25 protein-coding genes are annotated in these 25,255 nt (G+C 66.8%); 8 read left to right on the top strand and 17 right to left on the bottom strand.

Translation table 11 applies throughout. The annotated features are described in order from the left end of the window. The first annotated feature begins 23 nt into the window (after positions 1 to 23). On the top strand, positions 24 to 572 hold the full coding sequence (locus tag SROT_RS07055) for an MTB12 C-terminal domain-containing protein (protein WP_148223375.1): 549 nt from the start codon (positions 24 to 26) through the stop codon (positions 570 to 572). Positions 573 to 609: 37 nt separating this feature from the next. Here SROT_RS07055 and SROT_RS07050 read toward each other — a convergent pair whose 3' ends face one another. Together SROT_RS07050 and ureG are read right to left on the bottom strand one after the other, a co-directional pair. After that, the gene (locus SROT_RS07050; protein WP_013138326.1) at positions 610 to 1,293 is read right to left on the bottom strand and encodes an urease accessory protein UreD; all 684 of its coding nucleotides are present in this window, start codon (positions 1,291 to 1,293) and stop codon (positions 610 to 612) included. Further along, positions 1,271 to 1,936: an urease accessory protein UreG gene (gene ureG / locus SROT_RS07045; protein ID WP_013138325.1), complete on the bottom strand. Its 666-nt coding sequence runs from the start codon at positions 1,934 to 1,936 to the stop codon at positions 1,271 to 1,273. The genes SROT_RS07050 and ureG overlap by 23 nt, the downstream gene beginning before the upstream one ends. Positions 1,937 to 1,992: 56 nt before the next feature. Between ureG and tcuC the strand changes: the two genes are divergently transcribed. Further along, positions 1,993 to 3,282 carry an MFS transporter gene (gene tcuC / locus SROT_RS07040; protein WP_013138324.1) on the top strand — a complete coding sequence of 430 codons (1,290 nt, stop codon included), beginning with the start codon at positions 1,993 to 1,995 and terminating at the stop codon, positions 3,280 to 3,282. A gap of 132 nt (positions 3,283 to 3,414) precedes the next feature. Here the strand turns inward: tcuC and SROT_RS07035 are convergent, their stop codons facing one another. The 3 genes from SROT_RS07035 to SROT_RS07025 all read right to left on the bottom strand — a co-directional run bounded on the left by SROT_RS07035 (position 3,415) and on the right by SROT_RS07025 (position 6,041). Then, the gene (locus SROT_RS07035; RefSeq protein WP_013138323.1) at positions 3,415 to 3,939 is read right to left on the bottom strand and encodes a GNAT family N-acetyltransferase; all 525 of its coding nucleotides are present in this window, start codon (positions 3,937 to 3,939) and stop codon (positions 3,415 to 3,417) included. Positions 3,940 to 4,246: 307 nt separating this feature from the next. Then, a complete protein-coding gene (locus SROT_RS07030; protein WP_013138322.1) occupies positions 4,247 to 5,203 on the bottom strand; it encodes an electron transfer flavoprotein subunit alpha/FixB family protein in 957 nt (318 codons plus the stop codon). 46 nt (positions 5,204 to 5,249) lie between these two features. Then, positions 5,250 to 6,041 carry an electron transfer flavoprotein subunit beta/FixA family protein gene (locus SROT_RS07025; RefSeq protein WP_013138321.1) on the bottom strand — a complete coding sequence of 264 codons (792 nt, stop codon included), beginning with the start codon at positions 6,039 to 6,041 and terminating at the stop codon, positions 5,250 to 5,252. Between the two features lie 231 nt (positions 6,042 to 6,272). Here SROT_RS07025 and SROT_RS07020 point away from each other — a divergent pair, with 231 nt between their 5' ends. The 3 genes from SROT_RS07020 to SROT_RS07010 are packed head-to-tail and all read left to right on the top strand — an operon-like array spanning position 6,273 to position 9,930. Next, a complete protein-coding gene (locus SROT_RS07020; RefSeq protein WP_425358196.1) occupies positions 6,273 to 7,112 on the top strand; it encodes a class I SAM-dependent methyltransferase in 840 nt (279 codons plus the stop codon). A gap of 35 nt (positions 7,113 to 7,147) precedes the next feature. Continuing rightward, positions 7,148 to 8,677, top strand: a complete 1,530-nt coding sequence (locus tag SROT_RS07015; RefSeq protein WP_049773415.1) for a 1,4-alpha-glucan branching protein domain-containing protein — start codon at positions 7,148 to 7,150, stop codon at positions 8,675 to 8,677. Next, positions 8,677 to 9,930, top strand: a complete 1,254-nt coding sequence (locus SROT_RS07010) for a glycosyltransferase family 4 protein (protein WP_013138318.1) — start codon at positions 8,677 to 8,679, stop codon at positions 9,928 to 9,930. The genes SROT_RS07015 and SROT_RS07010 overlap by 1 nt, the downstream gene beginning before the upstream one ends. Before the next feature lie 95 nt (positions 9,931 to 10,025). Here SROT_RS07010 and SROT_RS07005 read toward each other — a convergent pair whose 3' ends face one another. From SROT_RS07005 to leuC, 3 genes are all read right to left on the bottom strand, one after another. Further along, a complete protein-coding gene (locus SROT_RS07005; RefSeq protein WP_041407044.1) occupies positions 10,026 to 11,594 on the bottom strand; it encodes a S53 family peptidase in 1,569 nt (522 codons plus the stop codon). Between the two features lie 382 nt (positions 11,595 to 11,976). Beyond that, positions 11,977 to 12,567: a 3-isopropylmalate dehydratase small subunit gene (gene leuD, locus SROT_RS07000; RefSeq protein WP_013138316.1), complete on the bottom strand. Its 591-nt coding sequence runs from the start codon at positions 12,565 to 12,567 to the stop codon at positions 11,977 to 11,979. An 11-nt stretch (positions 12,568 to 12,578) separates the two neighbouring features. Further along, entirely contained in the window at positions 12,579 to 13,985 is a 1,407-nt protein-coding gene (gene leuC, locus SROT_RS06995; protein WP_013138315.1) for a 3-isopropylmalate dehydratase large subunit, read from the bottom strand. 85 nt (positions 13,986 to 14,070) lie between these two features. Between leuC and SROT_RS06990 the strand changes: the two genes are divergently transcribed. Next, positions 14,071 to 14,805, top strand: coding sequence for an IclR family transcriptional regulator (locus SROT_RS06990; protein WP_013138314.1), 735 nt, complete (start codon positions 14,071 to 14,073; stop codon positions 14,803 to 14,805). A 16-nt stretch (positions 14,806 to 14,821) separates the two neighbouring features. Here SROT_RS06990 and SROT_RS06985 read toward each other — a convergent pair whose 3' ends face one another. The 9 genes from SROT_RS06985 to SROT_RS06945 form a co-directional block, all read right to left on the bottom strand. Then, the gene (locus tag SROT_RS06985) at positions 14,822 to 17,605 is read right to left on the bottom strand and encodes a DEAD/DEAH box helicase (RefSeq protein ID WP_013138313.1); all 2,784 of its coding nucleotides are present in this window, start codon (positions 17,603 to 17,605) and stop codon (positions 14,822 to 14,824) included. Next, positions 17,602 to 18,468, bottom strand: a complete 867-nt coding sequence (gene tatC, locus SROT_RS06980) for a twin-arginine translocase subunit TatC (protein WP_013138312.1) — start codon at positions 18,466 to 18,468, stop codon at positions 17,602 to 17,604. The genes SROT_RS06985 and tatC overlap by 4 nt, the downstream gene beginning before the upstream one ends. A 110-nt stretch (positions 18,469 to 18,578) precedes the next feature. Then, on the bottom strand, positions 18,579 to 18,866 hold the full coding sequence (tatA, locus tag SROT_RS06975) for a Sec-independent protein translocase subunit TatA (RefSeq protein ID WP_013138311.1): 288 nt from the start codon (positions 18,864 to 18,866) through the stop codon (positions 18,579 to 18,581). Between the two features lie 14 nt (positions 18,867 to 18,880). Further along, on the bottom strand, positions 18,881 to 19,870 hold the full coding sequence (locus SROT_RS06970) for a helix-turn-helix transcriptional regulator (RefSeq protein WP_013138310.1): 990 nt from the start codon (positions 19,868 to 19,870) through the stop codon (positions 18,881 to 18,883). 3 nt (positions 19,871 to 19,873) lie between these two features. Then, entirely contained in the window at positions 19,874 to 20,872 is a 999-nt protein-coding gene (locus tag SROT_RS06965) for a helix-turn-helix transcriptional regulator (protein ID WP_013138309.1), read from the bottom strand. 39 nt (positions 20,873 to 20,911) lie between these two features. Next, the gene (locus SROT_RS06960) at positions 20,912 to 21,427 is read right to left on the bottom strand and encodes a hypothetical protein (protein WP_013138308.1); all 516 of its coding nucleotides are present in this window, start codon (positions 21,425 to 21,427) and stop codon (positions 20,912 to 20,914) included. Between the two features lie 121 nt (positions 21,428 to 21,548). Beyond that, positions 21,549 to 22,001: a DUF5130 family protein gene (locus SROT_RS06955; protein ID WP_013138307.1), complete on the bottom strand. Its 453-nt coding sequence runs from the start codon at positions 21,999 to 22,001 to the stop codon at positions 21,549 to 21,551. Next, complete coding sequence (ctaJ, locus tag SROT_RS06950) at positions 21,991 to 22,212, bottom strand: aa3-type cytochrome oxidase subunit CtaJ (protein ID WP_013138306.1); 222 nt, start codon at positions 22,210 to 22,212, stop codon at positions 21,991 to 21,993. Before ctaJ ends, SROT_RS06955 begins: the two co-directional genes overlap by 11 nt. Before the next feature lie 90 nt (positions 22,213 to 22,302). Continuing rightward, positions 22,303 to 22,854, bottom strand: a complete 552-nt coding sequence (locus SROT_RS06945) for an HNH endonuclease (RefSeq protein ID WP_013138305.1) — start codon at positions 22,852 to 22,854, stop codon at positions 22,303 to 22,305. A 261-nt stretch (positions 22,855 to 23,115) separates the two neighbouring features. Here SROT_RS06945 and SROT_RS06940 point away from each other — a divergent pair, with 261 nt between their 5' ends. Then, positions 23,116 to 23,544 (top strand): globin, encoded by a 429-nt coding sequence (locus tag SROT_RS06940; RefSeq protein WP_013138304.1) that lies wholly within the window; start codon positions 23,116 to 23,118, stop codon positions 23,542 to 23,544. A 52-nt stretch (positions 23,545 to 23,596) separates the two neighbouring features. Next, positions 23,597 to 25,198: a glycoside hydrolase family 13 protein gene (locus SROT_RS06935; RefSeq protein WP_041407041.1), complete on the top strand. Its 1,602-nt coding sequence runs from the start codon at positions 23,597 to 23,599 to the stop codon at positions 25,196 to 25,198. Positions 25,199 to 25,255 lie beyond the last annotated feature (57 nt).

The raw sequence follows: 25,255 nt of genomic DNA, 5'->3' as shown, positions 1-25,255 counted from the left end.
CATAGTTGTGTAGATTATCGGAAGTGAGCATTCGGAGCAGCAGGGCCGCAGCGGCGTTCGTGGCATTGACGATCGCGCCGGCCGCCGCCGCCTGTCACGCTGCAGATCCGCCCATTCGGGAAAGCGGACCGCCAGCTGTCCTCTGCGCGCGGCCCATCCCCTCGGTCGACACCCTGCAAAGCATGCTCGACAAAGCTCGGGATCCGAAGATCCCGAGCAAAGACAAGACCGACCTGATCGAGGACGGGGACAAAGACCCCGAACTTTTCGACCAGCTCGTCGAGGCGTACCGGGAAAACCCTGACATCGGTTACAAGATTTTGGACGAGAGCAAGATCGACTCGAGTTGCTTGCTGCACGTTTTCTTCAGCATCTCCAAGGGCGAGCAGCGGCTCGACAAGGTCGAGATCTTCTTCGTGTGGCAAAACGACAAATGGAAGCTCGCCAAGCGGTCCGTCTGCAGCTTGCTCGTGGACATTCTGCAAAGAAGCAGCCCTTTGTGCGGCAGCTATGTCCCCTCCGGGCCGTTCCCCTCGCTGACGATCCCGTCGGACATCCACCTGCCGAAGTGATCGTCGCGGCCAGTGCCGGCGTGCGGAGCTGAGGAATTCATACGCTCCCCGCATACGGTCTCGACGGCGTGTCGACGAGGAGCGGCACGAGCCGTGTTGTGAGGCTTCCGCCTCCGGCCAACGGCAGACGCGCTTCCCAGGCGTCGGACGACACATGGGCCGCGCGGTGGTCCGGGTAACGGAACTCGCTCTCCATGGCAGCGGGCGCGAAGAACCTGTCCCAGGTCGCGCTGCCTTTGCCGAGGCCGACCGAATGCCGCAAGAGCTCCTGCCCGTCCAGGTCGACGGACAGCGAGCCCTGCCAGGTCCCCCCTTCCTCTTGGAACCGGCCGATCTGCGCTTGCTCCCTGAGCACCGCAGAGGCCCCGTCGGCGAGCTGGAGCGCGGTCGTCCCGTGATGCGAGGCTTCTCCCGCGACGATGAGCGGCTGGGGGTCGAGGAGCAGCTGCCCGCCCTCCTCGACGGCGAGATCCCACAACCAGGAGGATCGGTCCACCTCAGCTCCCGGCAACGCCACACTCGCGGCTGTGCCGCGCAGAGCCAAGGAAGCCCCCTGCCCCACCCGGATTTCGACAGCCACCTCGTCGCCCCCCAGCGGACCTGCCGCAACACCAACGAGATGCAGCTGGTCCTGGCCGGTCAGGCGGACGGTGAACGCCCCCCGCGAACGCCATCGCGGGACTCGTCCCGCGACAGCGTCAACGCGCAGCCACGAGCGCATCGAGCTGTGGTCTGAGCCAATCGACCACCGCGGTCGCGGCAGGATCTTGCGTCAACGACAAGAAGGCGGTCGGACGGCCGGCGCGGACCGCGCTCGCGTCCCGGTCCATCACCGACAAGTCCGCGCCGACCAGCGGGGCGAGATCCGTTTTGTTGATGACCAGCAAATCCGCGAAAGTGACCCCGGGGCCGCCTTTGCGCGGCACCTTGTCGCCGCCCGCCACGTCGAGGACGAAAATCTGCGCGTCCACAAGGCCCGTGGAGAACATCGCGGTGAGGTTGTCCCCCCCAGACTCCACGAGCACCAAGTCCAGGCCCGGGTTCGCCTCGACCAAGTCCTCCACCGCGTTGAGGTTCGCGGTGATGTCGTCACGGATGGCGGTGTGCGGACAGCCCCCGGTCTTGACCGCCGTGATCCGTTCATCCGGCAACACGGCGTGGCGGCGCAGGAAGTCCGCGTCTTCTGTGGTGTAGATGTCGTTGGTGAGCACCGCCAGGCTGTAATCTTCGCGCAGAGCGCGACACAGCGCTGCCACCAGAGCGGTCTTCCCAGAGCCCACCGGTCCGCCGATCCCGATCCGCAACGGCTCCCCCGGTTGGCGTTCGCGATGGTGGTGTTGGTGTCCATGTGTCTCGTGCGGCATGGTGTTGAGCCTACAGCGCCGTGCTACCGGTGGCAGAGCGAGAGGAGAAGACAGTCGTGTGGCAAAACGCCAAATCCCAGTCAGCCATGGTGTTGCGCGTGGTGGGCGGGAATTTCTTCGAGATGTACGACTTCATCTTGTTCGGCATCTTCGCCGGCGACATCGCCCGCGCCTACTTCCCCGCGCACAGCCACTACATCTCCGAGCTCGCCGCGTTCGCGACGTTTTGGCTCGGCTCGGTCATGCGCCCGGTGGGCGCGCTGGTCCTCGGCGGGTATGTCGACCGGATGGGCAGGCGCAAGGGGCTCGTGGTGACCTTGGGGATCATGGCGACTGGCACGGCCGCGATCGCCTTCACGCCCGACTACGCCGCCATCGGCGTGCTCGCTCCGCTCTTGGTGCTCCTCGGCAGGCTCCTGCAAGGGTTCTCCGCTGGCGTGGAGCTCGGCGGCGTCTCGGTGTATCTCGCTGAAGCCGCCCCGCTCGGACGCAAGGGCTTCTTCGTCAGCTGGCAGTCCGCCAGCCAACAGGCGGCCGTCGTCGTGGCGGCCCTGCTCGGGCTCCTGGTGCGCGAGGAAATACCCGCGCGGGTGGCGGCCGAATGGGGGTGGCGGATTCCCTTCGTCATCGGCTGCCTGATCCTGCCGGTGCTCTTCTTCATCCGGCGTTCCCTGCAGGAGACAGAGGAGTTCGCCAACAAAAAGCACCATCCCAGTTTCGCCGAGATCCGCCAAAGCATCGCCAACAATATGCCCGTCGTGCTCGCCGGGATGGGCTGGGTCGTCATGACCACGGTGTACTTCTACTTCATCACGAACTACACGCCGACCTTCGGACGCGAAGTGCTGAGCCTCACCTCCGGCCAAAGCCTCTTTGTGACGCTCTGCGTCGGGGTGTCGAACCTTGTTCTTCTGCCGGTGTTCGGGGCCATGTCCGACCGGGTCGGGCGGGGCCCGCTCCTCGCCGTCTTCTCCGCCCTCGGGGTGCTGACCGCGTACCCGGCCCTGCTGTGGCTCGTGGGGCATCCGTCGCTCGGCCATATGGCAGCCGTGGAATTATGGCTCTCACTGCTCTACGCGGGATACAACGGCGCTCTGGTCGTGGCGCTGGTGGAGGTCATGCCCGACGATGTGCGCACCACGGGGTTCTCGCTCGCCTACAGCCTGGCGACGCTCGTCGGCACGTTCACGGAGCTGGGTGTGACATGGCTGCGCCGCCACGAGGGCAACAGCGCCCCTGGCCTCTGGCTCTTCGTGGCCTCGTCCTTCAGCCTGGCCGCCACAGCGTGGTTTTGGCGAGGAGGGTTCCTGCGGCGCGAGGCGCCGACAAGCGCGGGGAGCGCCTAAAAGGACAGCGCGCTGTTGCAATTCGCGGTTCCACTGCGCTGCGCCGACTCGCAAATTTTCTTGCCGTCCGCAACGATCCGCACAGCCACCTGTGTGTTCGCCGTCAGCCGGGATGGCGCGTTGCTGACCCGGTCAGCATGACAGCGTCGCGAGGTCGCGCTGGACCCAGGCCACATCACGCCATGCTCCGAGCTTGTGGCCGACCTTGCGGTTCACCCCGGCAAGGCGGAAACCCATCGAGCGGTGCAGCGCCTCGCTCGCGAGGTTGGGCAGCACGTACCCGCCGAAGGCCTGCTGGTAGCCGCGTTGCGCGAGGCGGTCGAGCAGTTCTGTGTACAGGGCCCGCCCGCCTCCTTTGCCGACTTCGCCGAGCTTGAGGTACACGCTCACCTCGCAGCTGTAGCGGTACGCCGCACGCGGGGCGAATCTGCCGCCGTAGGCGTATCCGACCACGGCGCCCTCGCGCTCCAACACGAGCCAGGCGTACTCTTGCAACGCGTTTTCGATCCGAGCAGCCATCTCCTCTGTCGTCGGTGGGACCTCCTCGAACGAGATCGCCGTGTCCAGGACGTACGGGGCGTAAATGGCCGCGCATGCTGCCGCGTCCGCCGTCGTCGCGTCACGAATGGGAAAGGCGGGCGCGGCGCTCTGGTTCATGGGCGGCCACGTTACCGGAGGAGGGAGCTGTTCGCGCACGACGATGTCTTTCGCTCTGCCTCAGCGCTCGGTCCTCAGGCAGCCACAGACCCGCCGCACGACGGCTTCCCCATTTCTGACAGATCATCTCCGCGGCTCCTCGGCTCGTTTTTCCTTATCGGACTCGTTTTTCCTGATCGGAACAGTCTCTCCTCTTTGACGCTCCCCAGGTGAGAGACCGATGTCCTTGTGCTGGTGGCGAATGTCCTCACAACGGCCAGGGCGGCGGACCCAATTGGGTCCGCCGCCCTGGCCGGGAAGCTGAAACTCAGCCTTTGTGGCTCTTGACCTCTTTCTCGAGAGTCGGGGCGACCTTGAACAGGTCGCCGACCACACCGTAGTCCGCGATCTCGAAGATCGGGGCCTCTTCGTCCTTGTTCACCGCGATGATGGTCTTCGACGTCTGCATGCCCGCGCGGTGCTGGATCGCGCCGGAGATGCCGAGCGCGACGTACAGCTGCGGCGAGACGGTCTTGCCGGTTTGGCCGACTTGGAACTGGCCCGGGTAGAAGCCGGAGTCCACAGCAGCACGGGACGCGCCGACCGCCGCGCCGAAGGAATCGGCGAGGGACTCGACGACATGGAAGTTGTCGGCGCTGCCGACGCCACGCCCGCCGGAGACCACGATGGTCGCCTCGGTGAGCTCCGGACGGTCGCCCTTCTGCAGCGGCTCCGTGGAAAGAATCTCCACGGCGTTGGCGGCGGGCTCAGGGACTTCGATGTTCTCCACAGCGCCAGCGGCCTCCTGCGGGGCCGCGGTGACAGAGCCCGGACGAACGGAGATGACCGGGATCCCGCCGGTGGTCTCGGCGTCCACGGTGAACGCGCCGCCGAAGATCGAGTGCACGGCGGAGCCGTCCTGCTTGACCTCGACAACGTCGGTCAAAAGTCCAGAGCCGAGCCGTGCTGCGACCCGCCCTGCGACCTCTTTGCCGTCGATCGAGGCCGAGATGAGGATCGCGGCAGGGGAAGCCGACTCCGCGAGAGCGGCGAGCACGTCCACCTTGGGGGTGAGGAAGTACTTCGTCGCGATCTCGGACTCGGCGGCGTAGATCTTGTGGGCACCGGCGGCCTTGAGCGCGGCGGCGAGCGAATCAGCGGTGCCCGGTGCGCCGACGACGACAGCAGACGCCTCGCCGATGGTGTTCGCGGCAGTGATCAGCTCGAGAGCTGCCTTGCGCGGAGCGCCGTCCGCGTAGTCGATGAGAGCGAGAACTTCAGCCATGATTTTCTCCTAAAGTCAGTCTTTTTCGGTGCGTGCGTCGGACGGTTCAGATGATCTTGTGGGAAATGAGGTACTGCGCGATCTTCGGGCCGCCTTCGCCGTCGCCCTCGTCCACGACCTTCTCGCCAGCCGACTTCGGCGGCTTGGCGGTCACCGACTGGACCTTGGAGCCAGCGTTCGCGAAGCCGACCTCGTCCGCCTCGACGCCGAGGTCGGCGAGGGAAAGCACCTCGACCGGCTTCTTCTTCGCGGCCATGATGCCCTTGAAGGACGGGAACCTGGGCTCGTTGATCTTCTCCGTCACCGAGACGATCGCGGGGAGCGTGGCTTTGAGCGTGTAGACGGCCTCGTCGGTCTCGCGCACGGCGGTGATGCTCTCGCCGTCGAACGTGAGCTCGCGGACGCTGGTGAGCTGGGGCAGGCCCAGGTACTCCGCGACGATCGCGGGGACCGCGCCGACACGGCCGTCTGTGGACTCGTTGCCGGCGATGACCAGGCTCACGCCCTCGATGGTGCCGAGCGCCTTGGCGATCACCCAGGCAGTCTGAATCGCGTCAGAGCCTCGGATCGCGTCGTCCTGGACGTGCACGGCGCGGTCAGCGCCCATGGACAGCGCTTTGCGCACAGCCTCGCCGGCGCGCTCGGGCCCAACGGTCAGGACGACGACCTCGCCCCCGTCGCGTTCTTTGATTTGCAGCGCCTCTTCGACCGAGCGCTCGTTGATCTCGTCGAGGACCGCGTCGGCCGCGCCCCGGTCCAAGGTGTAGTCGCTATCGGTCAGTTTGCGCTCGGACCAGGTGTCCGGAACCTGCTTGATCAGTACAACGATATTCGGCATGGGTTTGCCTCGTGTCTCCTCGATCGACGTTTTCGGTTGGGCGGCGGCGCTGGGGAGCGCCGCCATGGCGGTGTGCGCCGGGCGACCCGCGGGACTGCGCGCGTGAAGAAGTCTCTCGAAAACTTTCGCTTGCACGAGCTGCGATCAGAACGCTGCGCTCGGGGCGAAACTTTGCGACGAAGCTTCAAGTTACCCGTGAGTAACGTACCACCGCTAGGGAAACGGTACCGCATCGCCTCCGAAAAAACAGCACCTGGCCCTCTTGATACTGTTGTTCCCCACATGTCCACACCATCTGAACTCGACCCCCTGCCGCTCACCGGAGAGCGGACCGTCCCCGGCGTGGCCAGGGAGAACTACTGGTTCCGCAGACATGAAGCCGTGTACCAGATGCTCTCCCCCGCCGGAAACGAGCTGTGCGCGGCCAAAGTCGTGCTCGAAGCAGGTTCCGGCGAAGGATACGGCGCGAATCTGTTGGCGCAGCACGCCGAAACAGTGTTCGCCCTCGACTACGACCAGCAAGCCATCGCGCACACCTGCGCCAAATATCCCCAGGTCGCAGCGGTCCGAGGCAATCTGGCGGCGCTGCCGTTCCAATCCGGCTCCATCGATGTGATCGTCAACCTCCAGGTGATCGAGCATCTTTGGGATCAGATCGGCTTCCTGCGCGAATGCCACCGTGTCCTGCGGGAAAACGGGACGCTCGTGGTCTCCACCCCCAATCGGATCACCTTCTCCCCCGGTCGGCGAACGCCGCTGAACCCGTTCCACACCAAAGAGTTCGCGCCGAAGGAGCTCTGGGACCTCATGGTCGAAGCCGGATTCGCGCGCACATCCATGACGGGCTTGTACCACGGCGCCCGTTTGGCCGAACTCGACTCGAAACACCCCGGCGGGCTGATCGGCGCCCAAACCGAGCTGGCCATCTCGGGCCAAGCGTGGCCGGAGGCGCTGCGCGACGCGGTGTCGAGCGTGACGACAAAAGATTTCGTGTTCGAGACCCGCGCATATGAAACTGTCGGCGAGCTTGACACAAGCCTCGACCTGATCGCCTTCGGAGCCAAGGCGTGACTCGGGGCGGCGCGGCGGGTCAGACCGTGCCCGGCATGTTCTCCCTCGTTCTGCACACCCACCTGCCCTGGGTGGTCCACCACGGCCGGTGGCCGGTGGGCGAAGAGTGGCTGTATCAAGCTTGGGCGCAGTCGTATCTGCCGCTGTTCTCCCTGCTGCGCAGGCTGGGCGAGCGCGGACGCGCGAACCTGCTCTCTTTGTCGCTCACCCCGGTGTTGGCGGCGCAGCTGGACGACCCCAGCGCCCTGGCCGGCATGCGGCATTGGCTCGCGAACTGGGCCCTGCGCGCCGACGAGGCCGCCGTTGTCCAATCCACCGGGGCTCGTCCGGGCACCGCAAGCTCGCCAGAGGCGCTGCGCCGCCTCGGCGCGCACGAGCGCCGAGAGGCTGGCGCGGCGCTCGCCGAGTTCGAGTCCAACTGGCTGCACGGCGGGTCCCCGGTGGTGCGAGATCTGGTGGATTCCGGTGTGATCGAGCTGCTCGGCGGGCCGCTCGCCCACTCCTTCAGCCCGTTGCTGCACCCGAGGCTGCGCGAGTTCGCCCTGCGAGAGGGCCTCGCCGACGCGCAGGCCCGCGGGCTCGGGCGCCCCGGGGGGATTTGGGCGCCCGAATGCGCGTTCACGCCAGGGATGGGCGCAGAATACGCACAAGCCGGCGTGCGGCGGTTCCTGCTCGACGGGCCCGCGATGCACGGCGAGACCACGCTCGCGCGACCGGTGGAGGGCACAGATGTGCTCGCGTTCGGGCGCGACCTCGCGGTCACATACCGGGTGTGGTCGCCGAAGTCCGGCTACCCGGGGGACGGCGCGTACCGCGACTTCCACACCTACGACCATCTCGTCGGTCTCAAACCGGCCCGAGTGACCGGGCATCATGTCCCCGGCGAGGAGAAAGCCCCCTACGACCCCGCTCGGGCACAGATCGCCGTGCGCCGAGACGTGGACGACTTCGTGCAAACCGTGCGCGAGCGGCTCTCCGCCGAATCCGCGCGGACTGGGCGGCCCGCCCTGGTGGTCGCGGCGTTCGACACCGAGCTCTTCGGCCACTGGTGGCATGAGGGGCCGCAATGGCTTGAGCAAGTGCTGACCGCGCTGCCGGCGGCGGGCGTGCGGGTCGGCACGCTCGCCGAGGCGGCGGCGAACGGTTTTGTCGGCGAGCGCCTCGACCCCGCGGACTGCTCCTGGGGCTCTGGAAAAGACTGGCGGGTGTGGTCCGGGCCGCAAGTCGCCGACCTCGTCGAGCTCAACGCGGACGTGGCGGAAACAGCGCTGCGGACCGTCGACAAGCGGCTCGCCGGGACGCAGCTGTTCCGGGACCGGGTGAGCGATCAGATCCTGCGCGAAACACTGCTCACCGTCGCGAGCGACTGGGCATTCCTGGTGAGCAAGGACACTGCCGCCCAGTACGCGCGGGACCGGGCGCACCTGCACGCGCACGCGGTGCGCGAGATCGCCCAGGCCGCTGAGTCCGGCCACGAGGGCAAAGCTGTTCGCCTCGCCCAGGGCTGGAACATCGCCGACAGCCTGTTCGGCCAGCTCGACGCGCGTCGTCTCGGTCCGCGCTGATGCGCGTCCTCTTGCTCAGCTGGGAGCATCCTCCCGTCGTGGTCGGCGGGCTCGGCAAGCATGTGCAGGAGCTGGCCAAGGCCCTGGCCGCTCTCGGACACGAGGTTGCAGTGCTGTCCCGAGGCCCGATGGGGGCCACAGCCTCGCAGTGCCCGCGCCCCGAGACAACACAGGACGGCGTGCGGGTCGTGTTGGTGCCCGAAGACCCGTTGAGCCTCGAATTCGGCTCCGATCTGGTCGCGTGGACGCTCTCGCTGGGCCACGCGATGCTCCGGGCCGGCCTCTCGCTCGCAGAAACGTTCCAACCCGATGTGCTGCACGCCCATGACTGGCTGGTGGCGGCCCCCGCGATCGCGTTGGCCGAACACCTCGACATCCCGCTCATCACCACAGTCCACGCCACTGAAGCGGGCCGTCACGACGGCTGGATCGGCAATGCGGTCAGCGCTCAAGTGCATTCGGCAGAGCACTGGCTGGTGCGCTCCTCAGACGCGCTGATTTGCTGCTCGGAGTCCATGCGCCGCGAAACGAGCGCGCTCTTCGGGATCACGGGGGCCGCCGAGGAGCCGTCGGTGATCCCCAATGGCATCGATCTGTCCGCATGGCCGTTCACACCCCCGGACCGCTGTGCCGCGGTGCCCAAATTGCTCTTCGTGGGACGGCTCGAATACGAGAAAGGCGTGCACGACCTCATCGAATCGCTGCCTCTGATCCGCGAAGCGCACCCAGGGACGACGCTGTCTGTGGTCGGCGCAGGCACCCAGGAGCGCTGGCTCCGCGAGGTGGCTCGGGATCACAAGGTGGCCAGCGCGGTCAGGTTTTTCGGGAACCTCGACCACGTCGGAATCCGCCGCCATATGCGGTCGTCCTCTGTGATGGTCGTGCCGAGCCGTTACGAGCCTTTCGGCTTAGTCGCGCTGGAAGGCGCGGCCGCAGGAATACCTCTGGTCGTGGCCGACACCGGCGGGCTGGGCGAGGCGGTGGCTGAAAACCGCACCGGCTGGTCTTTCCCGCCCGGCGACGTCCCCGCGCTCGCCGAAGCGGTGAGCCGCTCGCTCGCGAGCCCGACGCGCTCGGCGCGCAGAGCAAAAGCAGCGCGGGAGCGGATCAGCAGTGAATTCGACTGGCTCCGCGTCGCGGAACGGACCGCCGAGGTGTACCGAAACGCGAAACGGCAAAGCGACCGGCAGCCCATCCCACGGCCCTCGCTGCACCTTCCGGTGCGGCTTTTGCCGCGAGGACCACAGCCGTGACGCGCGCGTCGGCTCCTCGAACAGGAACGTCGCCGTGCTTTCCCGCATGACCGCACAGCACGGCGACCTCCTCGTTCACTTATGGATATGGCCGGTCAGGTTTGGATTTGTTGCCGCAGATGGTCCAACAACGCCTCGCCGTTCGGAACGCCGAGGCCCGTGCAGGCGTCCCACCCGGCGGCGGCCTGGTAGGCGCCATTGGACCCTTGCGTGATGTCGCGAAAGGCTGGTGCGGCGGACTGTCCGAAGGACTCGGGGTAGATCAACGGCTGCAGCAGCCCCAACGGTCTGCCGAGTGATTCCACGAGACGGCACACAAGGGCCGCCCAGAGCGGCGCGACTGCGCTCGTCCCTCCGAGCACCGTCAAGACGCCATCCACGAGGACGATGTACCCCGTCCCGGAATCCGCCACCGCGGACACGTCAGGAAGGCCCCTCATCCTGCCCCCGCCTGGCACCGAAACCGTCGACTGCCACGTGGGGCGCAAGAACAGATCGCTGATCCCGCCGCCAGTTGCTCCCGAAGACCCGGCGTTCCAAACCGTCTCCGAAGAGACGGCCCCGCTCGAGGGGTCCGCGTACAGCGTGGTGCCGCCGCATGCGAGCACAAGCTGGCTCGAGGCCGGGAAATTCACTCCCGACTCCCAGAAGAGGCCGCCGTTGGAGCTGCCGTCGTCCCCAGCAGCTGCGATCACGGTCACGCCCAGGGCAGCCGCGTCGGCGAAAACCTCGTTCATCGCGTTCACCGCTTGGTCTGTCCATTCGTACTCCGGGGCTCCCCAGCTGATGCTCAGCGCTGTCGGCGCCGGGGAAGCGTGGATGGCTTTGCTCACCGCGTCGAGGAAGCCCTGGTCGGTGTTCGGCGCGAAGTACACGATCACTTCCGCGCCGTTCGCCATTGCCCCGGCGACCTCGATGTCCAGGAGGACTTCGCCGTCCGGGCCGTTCGGCGTGCCTTGCGGGGCGTTGCTGGCCCCGTCCACGGACACGGACCTGACTGTGGGGGCGGCGACGCCCAGTTGTGCGAAATAATTTTGCAGCTCGCTGATGGAGTAGCCTCCGCCAAGTTCGAGGATCGCGAGCCGCTGGCCTGCTCCGGAAACGTCTTCGGGGAAATTGTAAATTCGGGCGAGTTCGGGCGGCGTGTACGCGACCAGGCCGGTTGCGGCCGAGGCGAGTTGCAGGCTTGGGCGAGCCTGGGGCCGATTGTCGACCCCAAGGACCGCCGTGACCACATCGGCCAGTTCCGCCGGGAGCTGCAGTTCGCCTTCACGGCACCGGTAGGACACCTCGGCGCTCGAACCAGAGTCTTCCGGCACATGGCAGAACAGCGTCGAACCGAACGCCCGCTCAATGGTTTCGGCGTCAGCCTCGGCGCGGATTCTGCGCGAGCGCAAGTCCGTCTCGAGGATGTCGAACCCGAAACGGCCGAGCACTTTCGCGACCAGGTCGGCGTCGTCAGGATCAGCGCCATAGCTTTCGGTCAGCTCCGAGCTGCTCAATGTTTGGGGCTCCCGGATAAAAGCCTCGGGCAGCAAAGCCCGACGACGCAGCACAAGGGTCACAACGAGTCGTTCGTCGGCGGGGATCTGCGCCCTCGCGACCATCGCGTGGGGCGCGGCCCGATGACTTCCAGGAAGTGGGATGAGAATATTTTTTGTCATGACCCGAAACTAACAAATAAAAAACTGGTTTTCTATAAAAAAACAGGAAAAACTATTCACATACTCGACTGGTCGAAGAGAGGCAGATCAAGGAGTGAATGCTCCCGTTTGCCGATGTCAGACAACAGAAGAAAAACAGCTCGCAAAGACCGCGGAGGAGAATGCCGAAGAAGAATTCACATTCGGTGATTCTTTCGACCGAAAACACGCCGATATTCACGGCGAAAAGCGGCACAACGAGGCCTGTCAGCGCAGCGAAACGAAAGCCGAACCCGAAAAAAACCACGCGCCGAAGAAAAGCGCGCTGTGGCGAGCGCATCGCAAACCAGAGACCCCGAGTCGCGGTCCCGACGAACCCGACTCGGCCGGAACCGGTCGGAGCTCAGCCTCCGGTCGTCGGCATCCAGGACGGGCGACTCGCCTCGAACGCGGCCAGCTCCTGCGCGTATTGCAACGTGAGCGCCACGTCGTCCAAACCTTCCAAGAGTCGGTGGCGGACCCCGTCGTCAATGTGGAACGGGACCGTCACCGGGCCCGCCGTGATCGTCTTCGCCACCAGATCCGCCGCGACCTCCATGCCGGGCTGCTCTTCGAGCACCTTCCACAAAAGTTCCACGTCCGGTTGCGTCACTTGAGCGGTGAGCAGGCCCGACTTGCCCGCGTTGCCCCGGAAGATGTCGCCGAACTCGGCCGCGACCACCGCTCGGAAACCGAAGTCCCACAACGCCCACACCGCGTGCTCGCGCGAGGAGCCGACGCCGAACGGGCTGCCCGCGACGAGCACGGAGCCTTGGTCGTAGGGCGGTCGGTTCAGGATGAAGCCGGGTTCGCTGCGCCAACTGGCGAACAGGCCGTCCTCGAATCCCGTGCGAGTGACCCGCTTCAAGTACTCGGCGGGGATGATCTGGTCCGTGTCGACCTGGAAGCGGCGCAAGGGCACGCCGACGCCGGTGTGCCGGGTGAAAGGTTCCATGTTCTTCTCTCCTAGAGATCTGCCGGGGCGGACAGCTTGCCGCGCACGGCCGTGGCGGCGGCGACGAGCGGCGAGACCAGGTGCGTGCGCCCGCCCTTGCCTTGACGGCCCTCGAAGTTGCGGTTCGACGTGCTCGCGCACCGGTCGCCCGGCGCGAGCTGGTCTGGGTTCATGCCAAGGCACATCGAGCAGCCGGGCTGACGCCACTCCGCGCCCGCTTTCTCGAACACTTCGGCAAGCCCCTCGGCCTCAGCCTGCTCGCGCACCCGGCCAGAACCGGGGACGACGAGCATCCGCACGCCGTCGGCAACTTTGCGCCCGCGCAAGACGGCCGCGACATCGCGCAGGTCTTCGATCCGCCCGTTCGTGCAGGACCCGACGAACACCGTGTTCACCGAGACCTCGCGCAACGGGGTGCCCGCCTGAAGGCCCATGTAGTCCAGCGCCCGCCGCGCCGCGGCCCGCTCGTTGTCGTCGCCCAAGGCGTCCGGGTCGGGCACCGCGGCGGACAAAGGGGCGCCCTGGCCAGGGTTCGTGCCCCAGGTCACGAATGGGGCGAGCGTGTCGCCGTTGATGCGCACCTCGTGGTCGAACTGTGCGCCCTCGTCGGTGGGCAGCTGACGCCACGCGGCGACGGCCCGGTCCCAGTCGGCGCCCTTGGGGGCGCGCTCGCGTCCTTTCAGGTAGGCGAAAGTCGTCTCGTCCGGGGCGACCATCCCCGCCCGCGCGCCAGCCTCGATCGACATGTTGCACATCGTCATGCGGGCCTCCATCGACAGCTCGCGCACGGCGTTGCCCCGGTATTCGAGCACATGGCCGAGCCCGCCGCCGGTGCCGATCTCGGCGATCACGGCGAGGATGAGGTCCTTCGCGGTGACTCCGAGAGGCAAAGAGCCAGAGACGTCGATAGACATCGTCCGGAACCGTTTCAGCCACAGCGTCTGCGTCGCCATGACGTGTTCGACCTCCGAGGTGCCGATGCCGAGCGCGAACGCGCCGAACGCGCCGTGGGTGGAGGTGTGGCTGTCTCCGCACACCACTGTGGTCCCCGGCTGGGTGAGGCCGAGCTGCGGGCCCATGACATGCACGATGCCCTGTTCGGCGGCCCCCATGGGATGCAGCGGCACACCGAACTCGGCCGTGTTTTTGCGCAACGCCTCGATCTGCGCGCGCGAGATCGGGTCCTGGATCGGGCCGAGGAGGCCGTCCGTGGGAACGTTGTGGTCCTCGGTCGCGATGGTGAGGTCGGGGCGGCGCAGCTTGCGACCGGCGAGGCGCAGGCCGTCGAAGGCCTGGGGGCTGGTCACCTCGTGGACGAGATGCAGGTCGATGTAGAGCAGGTCGGCTCCGCCCGACTCGTCTCGGGCGACGACGTGGTTGTCCCACACTTTCTGGGCCAAGGTCCGCGGGGCTGTCACGGCGCCTCCTTCTGTCGAGCGGTCATCAGCGGTTTCTCAGTTCCTCAAACTATCTTCCCAATATATGAGATGATAGTATCAACATATGGACAATATTAGCAGAGGTTCGAACTTCGCCGAAATCGGCAGCAGCGGGATCGGCGTGCTCGACAAATCGGCCCTCGTCCTGCATGTTCTCCGCAGAGGCCCGGCGAGCCTGAGCGAACTCGTCGAACGCACCGGCCTGCCCCGCGCCACAGCGCACCGCCTCGCCCAAGCGCTGCACACGCACCGCCTGGCCGCCAAAGACGCCGAGGGCCGTTTCACCCTCGGCCCGTGGCTGCACGAGCTCGCCGAGCACGCGGCGGACCCCCTCGTGCTGGCCGCGGGGCAGATTTTCCCCGCATTGCGCGAACGCGTCGGAGAAAGCGTGCAGCTGTACCGGCGCGAAGGAGACCAAAGGGTGTGTGTCGCGGCAGTGGAACCAGCTTCCGGGCTGCGAGACTCCGTGCTCGTCGGCGCTCGGCTCTCGCTCACGGCCGGATCGGGCGCGCAAGTGCTCCTCGCTTGGGAAGAGCCCGAGCTGCGCGAGCGGCATCTGCGAGAAGCCGCGTTCGACGAGCGCGCCCTCGAGCTCGTCCGCGAACGAGGCTGGGCGCACAGCAGCGGCGAACGAGAGCCCGGCGTGGCCAGCGTCTCGATCCCCGTCCGCGACGCCCGCTCGGCGAAGGTCCGAGGAGCGCTCTGCGTCTCGGGCCCGGTGGAGCGGATCAACGCTCGCGAACCCCAAGCGTGGGCGGCGCTCCTCGCCGAGGCCAGCGAGGCGCTCGAGGAGGCGTGACGGCTCCGGGCACGAATCAGGACCCGAGGGCGACGACGCCGCGCCGCACCCCGTCGATCGCGGCGCGGGCGCGCTTCGCGAGCTCCCCGCTCGGCGCGAGAGCTTCGATCTGGCCCAAAAGGTCGACCACCTGCCTGCACCACCGGATGAAATCCCCCGGCGTGAGGGAAAGCCCGCGATGGCTGTCCAACGTGTCGCCGAGGCTCTCGCCGCTCGCCCAGGCCCACATCGCGTGCGCGAGGCCCGCATGGGGCTCGCGTGTCATCGGCAGCCCCCGCGCCTGTTCGGCCTGGCGGACTTCGCTCCACAGTTTCGACGTCTCGACCAAAGCTGTCTGCGCCGCCTTGGTCGGCATCCGCGACACCCGCTCATCGTCCCCGCGCGGCTCGTAGAGCACGCACGACGCCACTGCGGCGAGTTCAGCCGGCGACAGCTCCTCCCACACCCGCCAGCGCAAGCATTCGCAAATCAGCAAATCGGACTCGCTGTACGTCCGCCGCAACATCCGGCCCAGATCGGTGGTGATCGGCCCCTCGTCGGAATCCGGGTCCTGGGCCAAATAGCCGAAGTCCGCGAGCAGCGCCGTGATGTGGTCGAACATTCTGGCCAGCGAGCCGGATCGGCCCCCGATCTCTTCTCGAAGCCGTTCCGCTTGCGCCGCGAGGGTCTGCCGCCGCCGAGCGATGGCAAGCACTTCCTCCCGTTGCGCAAGACGGTGCACCGGGTGCTCGCGCAAGGGGCGAGGCCCGTCCGAGGCAGCTGCCCGTTCGCGTTTCGGCGGCGCAAGAGGCAATGTCGCCGTGTAGGCGTTCAAGCGTGCGGCCATGTCGCGTTTGGTCCGCCCGTCCCTTGGATCCAGGTGCTTCGGCACCGACATCGCGCCCGCGACCTGCGGCGGCTCATGCGCGAAATCCACAGCAGACACCTTGCCGCTCCAGCCCGACTCGGCGAGGATCAGCGGTCTCGGATGCGCGCCGTCGTGATCGGGCGTGAGCACCACTGCCCACCCTTGTCTGCGCCCGACCGGCACTCGCACCACGTCGCCTCGGCGCAAGGAGCGCAGGCCGTCGCCGACCGCGCCCCGCGAACGGGACACAGCGCGCCCTTTGCGCTGTTGCCCGCGTGCGCCGCCGCTCAGCTCCGCTTTGCAGGCCAGGTAGTCCATCACGTCCGAAGAGGTCAACGGAGACGCGGCGGTGTCGAGCCTGCTGGTCTCTCTCGCCAGCTCCTGTTCGCGCTTGCTGAGCACCGCGGCGGCGGAGGACACCGAGCGATCCGTTTGGAACTGGGCGAACGACTGGGCCAAAAGGCTCCGACTGGCAGCGGGGCCGATGCGGTCGATGAGGTTCACCGACATGTTGTACGAGGGCCGGAAAGAGCTGCGCAGCGGGTAGGTCCGCGAATCGGTCAGGCGCAACATCGTCGCCGCCCGCACCCCCGGTTTCCAACGCAGCACCGCGTGTCCGCGCGTGTCAATGCCCCGACGACCAGCGCGCCCAGTGAGCTGGGTGTATTCCCCAGGTGTCAGGTCCACATGCGATTCGCCGTTGAATTTCACCAAACTTTCGAGAACCACTGACCGGGCGGGCATGTTCACGCCGAGGGCGAGCGTCTCCGTCGCGAACACGACTCGCACCATGCCCTTCGCGAACAGTTCTTCCACGATATGGCGCCAGAGCGTGAACATACCGGCGTGGTGGGCCGCGACGCCGCGCTCCAGAGCGGCCTTCCACGTGTCGTAGCCGAGAACCTTCAGGTCGGCGGAGTCCAACTGCGCGGTGCGCTCTTCGATCAGCGCGCGGACTTGGGCGCTCTGCTCCGGGGAAATCAGCCGCAGCGGGGAACGCAGGCATTGCGCGACCGCGTCGTCGCAGCCCGCCCGGGAGAAGATGAACCAAATCGCAGGCAAAAGGCGTTCGTCCTCCAGCTTGCCGATCACCTTCGCCCGAGGCAAAAGCACCCGTCCTGGCCCGCCTCGGCGGCCAGCGCGCTGGGGACCGCTTCGGCGGCGAGGCGACCTCGGGTCGTCAAAGCTCGCTAGCGCCTCCTGCTGCTTGATATGGGCTTCTAGCTCGTGGCGCAACCGCCGTTCGGCCTTGGACAGGGCGCCGTCGGCGCTGCGCTCGCCGTGCTGTTGGCGGGCTGCTTGCGCCTCTTCGCCGGCGGGCGGCGGCTCCAGGTCGAACATCCGCTCGCCGACGAGCACATGCTGGGACAGCGGCACGGGACGGCGCTCCTCGACCACCACCTCGGTGTCCCCCCGGACCTGTTGGAGCCATTCCCCGAATTCTTCCGCGTTGCCGACCGTCGCCGACAAACTCACCACGACGACCTCGCGCGGAAGGTTGAGAATCACTTCTTCCCACACCGCGCCCCGGAACTGGTCGGCGAGGTAATGGACCTCGTCCATCACAACATGGGAGAGCCCGTCCAACGTCGGCGAGTGCGCGTAGATCATGTTGCGCAACACCTCGGTCGTCATCACCACGACCGGCGCCTCGGAATTCACCGAGACGTCCCCGGTCAAAAGGCCGACTTGGTCCGCGCCGAGCAGGGCCGAAAAATCGGCGTGCTTCTGGTTGGAGAGCGCTTTGATAGGCGTGGTGTAGAAGCACTTGCCGCCTTTGGCGACAGCGAGAAACGCGGCGAACTCCCCCACGATCGTCTTGCCTGCCCCGGTCGGCGCGCAGACCAAAGCGCCTCTGCCGTCTTGGACGGCGAGGCAGGCCCGTTCTTGGAACGGGTCGAGCGCGAACCGCAAGCCCTCTTGGAACTGCGCGAGGGAGCCCGGCGCGGTCATGTGACGTCCACGTACGGTTGCTCGTCGGAGCCGCCCGAGGGGATCGGGGCAGTTGGCTCGATCGGGGCAGCCTCGTCGTCGGCGAGCGCCGCAGCAGGTTCGGCCTTGCGTGCTCGGCGCCACTCTCGCAGATGAGCGATTTGCGCGGCGAATTCGAAGAGGACGGTGAGGGCGAGGGCCAAGGCCAACATCGAGAAGGGGTCTTGCCCAGGGGTGACAATGGCCGCGAAGACGAAGAGGCCGAAAATGATCCCCCGCCGCCACTCGGAGATCTTCGCGTACGCAAGCACGCCGATAAAGTTGAGCGCGACGACCAAAAGCGGCAGCTCGAAACTGATCCCGAAAATCACGAGCAGATGGCACAACACGTCGAAGTAGTCATCGCCGTTCAAGGCGGCGATCTGGACTTCGCCGCCGGTTTGGAACAGGAACTTCAAGCCCTGGGTGAAAATGGAGTACGCGAGCACCGCGCCGCCGACGAAGAGCACCGCGGCGGGCACGACGAAACCCACCGCGTAGCGACGCTCTTTGGCGTACAGGCCCGGCGTGATGAACGCCCAAAGCTGATAGAGCCACATCGGGCACGCCAACACCACCCCGGCGAGGAGCCCGACCCGGAACCGCAGCATGAATTGGTCGAAGGGTTTTGTGGCGAGCAAACGGCACGAGCCGTCATGTGTGAGGTCGACCCGCAGCTCTGGGGGCAGGTCGCAGTACGGTTGGCGCAGAATCTCGCCCAGGCTCGGCAGTCCGAACACAGAGTGCCCGTACCAGAGGATGCCGAGCGCGGTCGTCACCGCCACTGCGGCCAGGGAGATGAGCAGGCGGCGGCGCAGCTCGTAGAGGTGCTCCACCAGCGTCATCACGCCGTCGGGGTTGTTCGGCCGCCGACGAAGCCACGAGGGCAGTCTTCTCGCTGAGCGCGCGAGCCGCCGCAGCACCCTCCCTGCCGCGCGGGAACCCGCCCCCGCCACTAGGCGGTTGCCGCGTGCGAAGCCTGCTCGTTCGCCTGCTGCTGGGGCGCGGCGGAAATCGCGGCAGGCTCAGCCACAGGCTTCTGGGCTGGCGCCGAGCCAGCGGGCTTGTGCTCATCCGCAGACGAATCCGACTCGCCCTCGGCGTTCATCTGCCGCACCTCGGATTTGAGGATGCGCAGCGAACGCCCGAGGCCGCGCGCCGCGTCCGGGAGCCGTTTCGAGCCGAAGAGCAGCACCAGGACGATCAAAACGACCACCCAATGCCATACGCTCCAAGTTCCCATGTGCGATCACCTTCCTATGACGTCGGTCCTGCTGATTCTACCCCTCCCGGCGTGGGTTCCGCGAAAGCCGCGTACCGGCGGAGCGCGATCCGGGCCGACTCCGCGGCGTCGGAGACAAGCTCAGCGGGCTCAAGAAGCTTGATCTCCGTGCCGTGGCCGAGCAGGAACCGGCGCAGCCAGCCCGGCGAGCCGTACCCGAGTCCGGCGATCAGCCACCCGTCTTCGGTGCGCTCGCCGGTCGCCGTCATGCCGTGGTGCTCAATCGCCCACGCCGCGTCCGGAGCCACCGCCACAAGCGCCTTCGGCAGCTCGCCTGACTCCCCCCAGAAACCGGCCGTGACCACAGGCGAAGCTTCCGGCCTTGACGGCTCCGGGAGCTCGGCCGCGTCTTCGAGCCGGTCCAACCGGAACAGCCGGACCGCGCGCGAGGTCCGGCACCACGCCTGGATGTACGAGTTCCGGCCTTGCAGCACCACTCGGATCGGGTCGATGACGCGATCCGTCACCGCGTCGCTCGTGGCGGAATAGTACCGGATCTTCAAAGCCCTCCCGGCGGCAAGCGCGGCGCGGGCGGTGCGGATCGCGGGCGATTCGGGCTCTTGGGCCGCAGGGGCTCCCGCGACCCCCCCTTGGCTGGCCGTCTCGATCTTCTCGATGGCGCCAAGAGCCGCCGTCGGGTCCACCCCGCTCGGCAACTCTGCCAGCGCGCGCAGCGCCACCACCAGAAGAGTCGCCTCGGTGCGCGTGAGGCGCAGCGGTCGGTCCACCCCTGCGGAAAAACCCACTTCCACGGCGTCACCGGCGAAAGAAATGTCGATCAGATCGCCGGGGCTGTAGCCGGGCAGGCCGCAGAGCCAGAGCCGGTTCAAGTCCCGGTGCAGCTCAGGGACGCTCATGCCAAGCTCTTTGGCGCCGTCCCGTATGTTCTGGCCGGGATGGGCGAGGAAATACGGGATGATGCTGAGCATTTTGGTGAGGCGGGTCGCAAGGTCTTTCGCCGGCATACGTCATCCTCCCCCGGTTTGGGCGACCGCGCGCAGCCGGGCCACGACCTCGTCGCGCAACTGCTCTGGTTCCAGCGCGACCGCGTGCGCCGCGAATCCCGCGACCACTCGGGCGAGAGTCCGCACGGAGCGCAGCGGGATCTCGACGAGGTCGCCGCGCGCCCCGGCCAACTCCCGCTCGCCGACGACAGAGCCGAGCCTGCGCAAACCCTCCGCTTCACCGCGCTCCGCCCACACCAAGGCCTTGCCGCGCGGGGCGGCGGGCGGGTCGACAATCTCCACGACCTTCGCCCGCAACTGCTCGGGGGTGTAGAGCGAATCGGTTTCGGCCCGCCCTTTGTCTTGGACCGCGCCGTAGACCCGTGACAGCCGGAACGTGCGCGGCGCATCGCGGTCGATGTCCCAACCAAGCACGTACCAACGACCCCGATGCGTCACCACGCCCCATGGCTCAAGGGTCCGGGTCGTGAAGGGCTGCGTCGGGTCGGCCCGGTAGTCGAAGGCGACGCGTCGACCTGACTCCGCCGCGGCGACCAACGCGGTGAACACCTCTTCCGAACCGCGCGAGCCCGGCTCGGTCTGCCAGACCACATCCACCATGGGCGAATCGGACGGAGAGATCGGCGATCCGGCCGCGCGCAGTTTCACCAAGGCGCGATCAACCGTCCCGGCGAGCTCTTTGGTCTGCCACAGCGTGCCCGCCACGGCGACTGCGCCCGCTTCCTCGGGAGTGAACACGATCTCGGGCAACTCGTAGACATCGCGGCGGATGCGGTAGCCGACGCCGCCGTATGTGCGCGAAATCTTGCCTGTCTCGATCGGCACGCCCAAATCGCGCAGCTCGGCCTTGTCCCGTTCGAACATCCGCTCAAAGGCGTCCTCGCTCGGGGTGTCCGAATAACCGGAGACGGAGGAGCGGATCTGCTCCGCCGAAACGTACCCACGCGCCGAAAGCAAAGCGATCACGAGATTGATCAGCCTTTCGACCTTTGGGGTTGCCACGGTTCCCTAGGGTACCGCTTGCGAATTGGGGCGCAGCGGTCAATCAGCCTTCGCGCCCGCGCGCCGCCGCCAAATCTCGTATGCCGGGGCGAACGGGATCAGGACGCACAAGGCGAAGAGCCCGATGACAACAGCCTTGCCCGTCGCTGTAAACTGCGACAAGGCGACCATCACGACGCCGAGCGCAACGAGCACGACCAGCCCCGCCAACGCGCAAAGTTCGCCAGTCGTCCAACTGAAGTGAAGCCAACGCCCCGGCCCTTGGTCATCGTGCAGCACCTCCAAGCGGTGCAGCACCGACACCAGGGAGCTGGCTGCGACAACCAATCCGCCGACAACGGCGAGGACCACGCCAGCGGCGAAAGCGACGCTCGGCGGGTCCGGGTCATCGCCCCAAACGCTTGTCACGACGAACCAGCCGGAGTAACCGAAAATCCACACCGCCGCTGCGAACACCGCGAGCACTGCGGCAGTCAGGAACCCCCGTACGCCGCGCGGAGGCTGCCGACGCTCGGCTTCTGACGGCGGGGCAACAGCTGGGGGGGTCTCAGTCATTCGGGCGAATCCTCTGCGAGCAGGGCGGCGTCATTGTTTTCACACTCGGACTTGTCTCGTCGCCGACCAGCTCCGACTTGCCGGGAAACCATCGAGCGCCGACGATCAACGGGACCTGCCGTCACACAGGTTCGATGGCGCTGGCGATCACCCGGATCGCCGCAATGGCCGCGTCGACCAGGGCGCTGTCTTTCGCTTTGCCGCTCGCCCCGGCGAGCACGCTCGTCGCGGCAGAGACGCCGAGCTGCAACACCGGCTCCGTCGCCCGGCGCACAGCGGTCCCCGCGACGACGGCCACGGTGCGCTCGTTCGGCGAGATCGCGATGAGCACGCCGCGCTCTGCCTCGGGCACATGCGGGAACACTTGCTTGGCCCCGGCCAGCGCATCAGCGCCCAGGTCGCCGATGCGGACCGAGAACTGCACGCCAGTGTCCCTGGTGGCACGAATGAGGGCCTCATCGACCGCGACCCGTTGGTCGATGTCGAAGGGAAGGTTGGTCAATGGCTCCTTGGGGTCAAGCGCCGTCGAGACCACCGGGACCCGCTCGTGATGCGCGACAAGGTCACCACTCACCGCTGACCGCCTTTCCAACCACGTCGACTCGGCCATGCCCGCCGCTGTGGCCGATGTCGTCCACAGCGCTCCACAACACCACGCCCTCCGTCCACGGCTCCCCCAACCTGTACTGCGCAGGTCGCTGGCGGTTCTTGGCAAGGAAGTACGTCAGCAATGCGACGATCGCGATCACCACAAGGGGAAGGCTATGAAGAAGCGGCACCGGCATGGGCACACTCTAGCAAGAAAGGGCCTTGTGGGAATCTTTCGGCCCGCCCAACGACGTCACGCGAGCCCGACAGCCGCCACGACGCGCGGATCACGCTGTGCGCTGCTCCAGACGGTCGGGGCCGGCGGCCTCGTCCAGATACTGCCGCCACGCCGAAGGAAGCTCGCCGGAGACGAAACGGGGCGCGGTTCCCTTTGGGGCCGCCGGGGCTTCGCGCAAGGTCCAGCCGAGTTCGGCGAGCAGGCGGCTCCCCTTCTTGTGATTGCACTTCTGGCAGGCCGCCACCACGTTGGTCCAGACATGTTGTCCGCCCCTGGAACGTGGCAGCACATGGTCGATGGTCTCCGGCTTGCCGCCGCAATAGACGCAGCGGTGCTTGTCCCTCGCGATGACCGCGGTCCTGGTGAGCGGCACTGTGGCGCGATACGGGACGCGCACATAGCGCGCGAGCCGGATGACGCTCGGCACTGGCAGCTCATGACGCTCAGAACGGGCCACGAGCGCTGTCGGCTCGACGAGCTCCGCCCGCTCGGAGCACACAAGCACAACGGCGCGACGGTGCGGGATGACGTTCAGCGGCTCGAAGCCAACATTGAGCACCAGCGTGGAGCCTCCGTCGAATGATCGGCGATGTGACGGCATCTTCGTGAAGCTCCTGTCGGCGCGGTGGAGCTTGATCGGTGAAAGTCCGGTCAGCGAACCTGACGGGGTGATCGCGACTTGGCAGAGCCGGACTTGACGATCAATGCTCTTCCCTTCTCATCGGTCTTGGCTGCTTGTCAAAACTTCTTTTCCTTCCTACCACGCGCAGGCGCTCGGCGCTTGTTATTTTCTCTGTGTATTTTCTAGGGGACGCGTCTTTTCCAGGGGGACGCGGAGCAGATTTTGAGAAGGGAGTTTCTGATGAGCTCCACAACAGGGCCTTCAAGCGCGGCAGAACCCTCCGAGGACGGTCCGCGCAGCTTTTACGAAGCGGTGGGCGGGGCGGCGACATTCGAGACCATCACAAAAGCCTTTTACGCCGAAGTCGCCGAAGACCCACTGCTCAGACCCATGTACACACATGACCTCGACGAGGCAGAACTGCATTTGCGGCTCTTCCTCCAACAGTACTGGGGCGGTCCTCGGACGTACTCGGAGAACAGGGGCCACCCGCGGCTTCGGATGCGCCACGTGCCCTTCGTCATCGGCCCGCCCGAGCGCGACGCGTGGCTGCGCTGCATGCGCGCGGGCGTGGACGCCGTGGAGCCAGGCGTCATGGACGAGGCGCACCGCCAGGAGCTTTGGGCCTACCTGGAAATGGCCGCGCAATCGCTGATGAACGCTCCGTGAAGCAAGCGCCTTGTTGCGAGCAGGATCATTTTTGAACAGGCAGAATGGACCTATGACGCAATCAGAGCCATGGTGGCACGCCGCCGTCCTCTACCAGGTGTACCCGCGTTCCTTCAAGGACGCGAACGGCGACGGAGTCGGCGATTTGGACGGCGTGGCGCAAGGCCTCGACCATCTCGTCGAACTCGGAGTCGACGGCTTGTGGCTCAGTCCCATCATGCGTTCGCCGATGGCCGACCACGGCTACGACGTGAGCGACCCCCGCGACGTCGACCCGCTCTTCGGCGGCATCGCGGCGTTCGACCGACTGTTGCAGGCCGCGCACACCAGAGGCCTCAAAGTGATTATGGACCTCGTCCCCAACCACACCAGCGATCAGCACCCCTGGTTCCAGGCGGCGCTGGCAGCGGGCCCGGAGAGCCCGGAACGCAGCCGCTACATCTTCCGAGACGGCAAAGGCGAGTCCGGAGAGGAGCCGCCGAACAACTGGCCCAGCATCTTCGGCGGTCCCGCCTGGACCAGAGTCAGCTCGCCCGACGGCGTTGACAGCCCGTCGGCGGCTGAGACAAAACCAGCACAGTGGTATCTGCATCTTTTCGCTCCGGAGCAACCAGATCTGAACTGGGAGCATCCAGAAGTGCTCGAGGATCTCGAAACCACACTGCGCTTCTGGCTCGACCGGGGCGCGGACGGGTTCCGAATCGACGTGGCCCATGGCATGGCCAAGCCCAAAGGGCTGCCGGACATGGCGGAGGTCGGCTCCGGCCTGTTGGACCACAGCCCTGGCGACCTGCGCTTCAACCAACCCGCCGTCCACGACATCCATCGCCGCATTCGCGCCGTGCTGGACGAATACCCCGGCCGCATGACCGTCGGGGAGATCTGGGCCCGAGACGACAAGGTTTTCGCGGAATTCCTCCGGCCCGACGAGCTGCACCTCGGCTTCAACTTCAAACTGGTGGAAGCGCCGTTCGACGCCGGCGAGATCCGTTCGGCGGTCACTCGCTCGCTCGACGCGGTCCGGTCCGTGGGCGCGACGGCGACGTGGACCTTGTCCAACCACGACGTCGAGCGCGAGGCCACCCGCTACGGCGGCGGCGCTCTCGGCGTGGCCAGGGCCAGGGCGATGGCATTGGTCGCGTTGGCCCTGCCCGGGGTCGTGTTCGTGTATTACGGCGCGGAGCTCGGCCTCGAATCGGTCCAGCTGCCTGACGAGGCGCTCCAAGACCCGATGTGGGAGCGGTCCGGGCACACTGTTCGGGGCCGGGACAGTTGTCGTATCCCTCTGCCGTGGTCCGGCGAGGCGCCGCCGTACGGGTTCAGCAGCACGCCTGACACGTGGCTCCCCATGCCAGAAGGGTGGTCGGAGGCAACCGTGGCGCATGAGGAGGCCGATCCCGGCTCGACGTTGTCGCTCTACCGGCACGCTATCGCTCTTCGGCGCTCCCGGCCAGAGTTCGCCGAAGGCGGATTCGAATGGCTGGACCTGCCCGAAGGCCAGCTGGCCTTTCAGCGCGGCAGCGGCGCCATATGCGTGCTCAACACGACCGGAGCGGCAGTCCAGATGCCGAAAGGCGAGGTGCTGATCGCCAGCGCCGCGCTCGAAGAGGGACTCCTGCCGCCGAACGCGGCTGCGTGGTTGGTGACGAACTGAGGAGCGTAGTATCCTCCTTAGGGAATTTGGCCCTGGCAACGAAGTCGGGAAATCGAG

The sequence above is a fragment of the Segniliparus rotundus DSM 44985 genome (assembly GCF_000092825.1).
Lineage (GTDB): Bacteria > Actinomycetota > Actinomycetes > Mycobacteriales > Mycobacteriaceae > Segniliparus > Segniliparus rotundus.
This window is presented reverse-complemented; position numbering and strand designations above follow the sequence as displayed.

Coding starts and splice junctions, on each gene's coding strand:
- SROT_RS07050 (WP_013138326.1), bottom strand. CDS start 1,293: ATGCGCTCGTGGCTGCGCGTTGACGCTGTCGCGGGACGAGTCCCGCGA.
- ureG (WP_013138325.1), bottom strand. CDS start 1,936: ATGCCGCACGAGACACATGGACACCAACACCACCATCGCGAACGCCAA.
- SROT_RS07035 (WP_013138323.1), bottom strand. CDS start 3,939: ATGAACCAGAGCGCCGCGCCCGCCTTTCCCATTCGTGACGCGACGACG.
- SROT_RS07030 (WP_013138322.1), bottom strand. CDS start 5,203: ATGGCTGAAGTTCTCGCTCTCATCGACTACGCGGACGGCGCTCCGCGC.
- SROT_RS07025 (WP_013138321.1), bottom strand. CDS start 6,041: ATGCCGAATATCGTTGTACTGATCAAGCAGGTTCCGGACACCTGGTCC.
- SROT_RS07015 (WP_049773415.1), top strand. CDS start 7,148: ATGTTCTCCCTCGTTCTGCACACCCACCTGCCCTGGGTGGTCCACCAC.
- SROT_RS07010 (WP_013138318.1), top strand. CDS start 8,677: ATGCGCGTCCTCTTGCTCAGCTGGGAGCATCCTCCCGTCGTGGTCGGC.
- SROT_RS07005 (WP_041407044.1), bottom strand. CDS start 11,594: ATGACAAAAAATATTCTCATCCCACTTCCTGGAAGTCATCGGGCCGCG.
- leuD (WP_013138316.1), bottom strand. CDS start 12,567: ATGGAACCTTTCACCCGGCACACCGGCGTCGGCGTGCCCTTGCGCCGC.
- SROT_RS06990 (WP_013138314.1), top strand. CDS start 14,071: ATGGACAATATTAGCAGAGGTTCGAACTTCGCCGAAATCGGCAGCAGC.
- SROT_RS06985 (WP_013138313.1), bottom strand. CDS start 17,605: ATGACCGCGCCGGGCTCCCTCGCGCAGTTCCAAGAGGGCTTGCGGTTC.
- tatC (WP_013138312.1), bottom strand. CDS start 18,468: ATGACGCTGGTGGAGCACCTCTACGAGCTGCGCCGCCGCCTGCTCATC.
- tatA (WP_013138311.1), bottom strand. CDS start 18,866: ATGGGAACTTGGAGCGTATGGCATTGGGTGGTCGTTTTGATCGTCCTG.
- SROT_RS06970 (WP_013138310.1), bottom strand. CDS start 19,870: ATGCCGGCGAAAGACCTTGCGACCCGCCTCACCAAAATGCTCAGCATC.
- SROT_RS06960 (WP_013138308.1), bottom strand. CDS start 21,427: ATGACTGAGACCCCCCCAGCTGTTGCCCCGCCGTCAGAAGCCGAGCGT.
- ctaJ (WP_013138306.1), bottom strand. CDS start 22,212: ATGCCGGTGCCGCTTCTTCATAGCCTTCCCCTTGTGGTGATCGCGATC.
- SROT_RS06945 (WP_013138305.1), bottom strand. CDS start 22,854: ATGCCGTCACATCGCCGATCATTCGACGGAGGCTCCACGCTGGTGCTC.
- SROT_RS06940 (WP_013138304.1), top strand. CDS start 23,116: ATGAGCTCCACAACAGGGCCTTCAAGCGCGGCAGAACCCTCCGAGGAC.
- SROT_RS06935 (WP_041407041.1), top strand. CDS start 23,597: ATGACGCAATCAGAGCCATGGTGGCACGCCGCCGTCCTCTACCAGGTG.